This window comes from Aeromonas finlandensis (assembly GCF_000764645.1).
GTDB lineage: Bacteria > Pseudomonadota > Gammaproteobacteria > Enterobacterales > Aeromonadaceae > Aeromonas > Aeromonas finlandensis.
Genome location: NZ_JRGK01000179.1, coordinates 1 through 880 on the forward strand (window position 1 = coordinate 1; position 880 = coordinate 880).

Annotated in this window: 2 protein-coding genes; both read left to right on the forward strand. The window is 61.8% G+C overall.

Annotation, left to right across the window (positions count from 1 at the left end; translation table 11 throughout):
* Positions 1 to 279: tRNA methyltransferase (locus LD28_RS0112310; RefSeq protein ID WP_033137258.1), on the forward strand; the 279-nt coding region annotated here is incomplete at its 5' end.
* A partial coding sequence (cmoB, locus tag LD28_RS0112315; RefSeq protein WP_033137259.1) for a tRNA 5-methoxyuridine(34)/uridine 5-oxyacetic acid(34) synthase CmoB occupies positions 276 to 880 on the forward strand: 605 nt, incomplete at its 3' end. The genes LD28_RS0112310 and cmoB, both read left to right, overlap by 4 nt.

An 880-nucleotide genomic window follows, 5' to 3' on the forward strand; every position in this document is an offset into this window, starting at 1 on the left:
GGCGGGATCCTGATCCTGAGCGAGAAGTTCCGCTTTGAAGATGAGCCGGTCAACGAGCTGCTTATCGAGCTTCATCTCGACTTCAAACGGGCCAACGGCTACAGCGAGCTGGAGATCAGCCAGAAACGCACCGCCCTTGAGAACGTGATGCGTACCGACAGCCTGGAGACCCACCGTGCCCGCCTGCGGGACGCCGGTTTCACCCATCAGGATCTCTGGTTCCAGTGCTTCAACTTCGGCTCCATGATTGCCATCAAATCCAGCGACGCCCAGCCATGATCGACTTTGCCAACTTCTATCAACTGATTGCCAAAAACCGGCTGAGCCACTGGCTGCACACCCTGCCCGCCCAGCTGCACACCTGGCAACATGACAACCAGCATGGCGATCTGCCGCGCTGGAACCGCGCCCTCAACAAGCTACCGGTGGTATCCCCCGGCAACATCGAGCTGAAAAGCCGGGTCGAGATAGGCTCGGCCGAGAGCCTTGGTGAAGGGGAGCGCAAAAAAGTCGAGAGCCTGCTGCGCCACTTCATGCCCTGGCGCAAGGGGCCGTTTACGGTGCACGGCATTCACATCGATACCGAGTGGCGCTCCGACTGGAAGTGGGATCGAGTGCTGCCCCACATCAGCCCGCTCGCGGGACGTTACGTGCTGGATGTGGGCTGCGGCAGCGGCTACCACCTCTGGCGCATGGTGGGCGAAGGGGCCAAGCTTGCGGTCGGCATCGACCCGAGCCCGCTGTTCCTCTGCCAGTTCGAGGCCATTCGCCACTTCGCAGGCAACGATCAGCGTGCCCACCTGTTGCCGCTCGGCATTCAGGAGCTGCCGGAGCTGCGCGCCTTTGACACCGTCTTCTCCATGGGGGTGCTCTATCACCG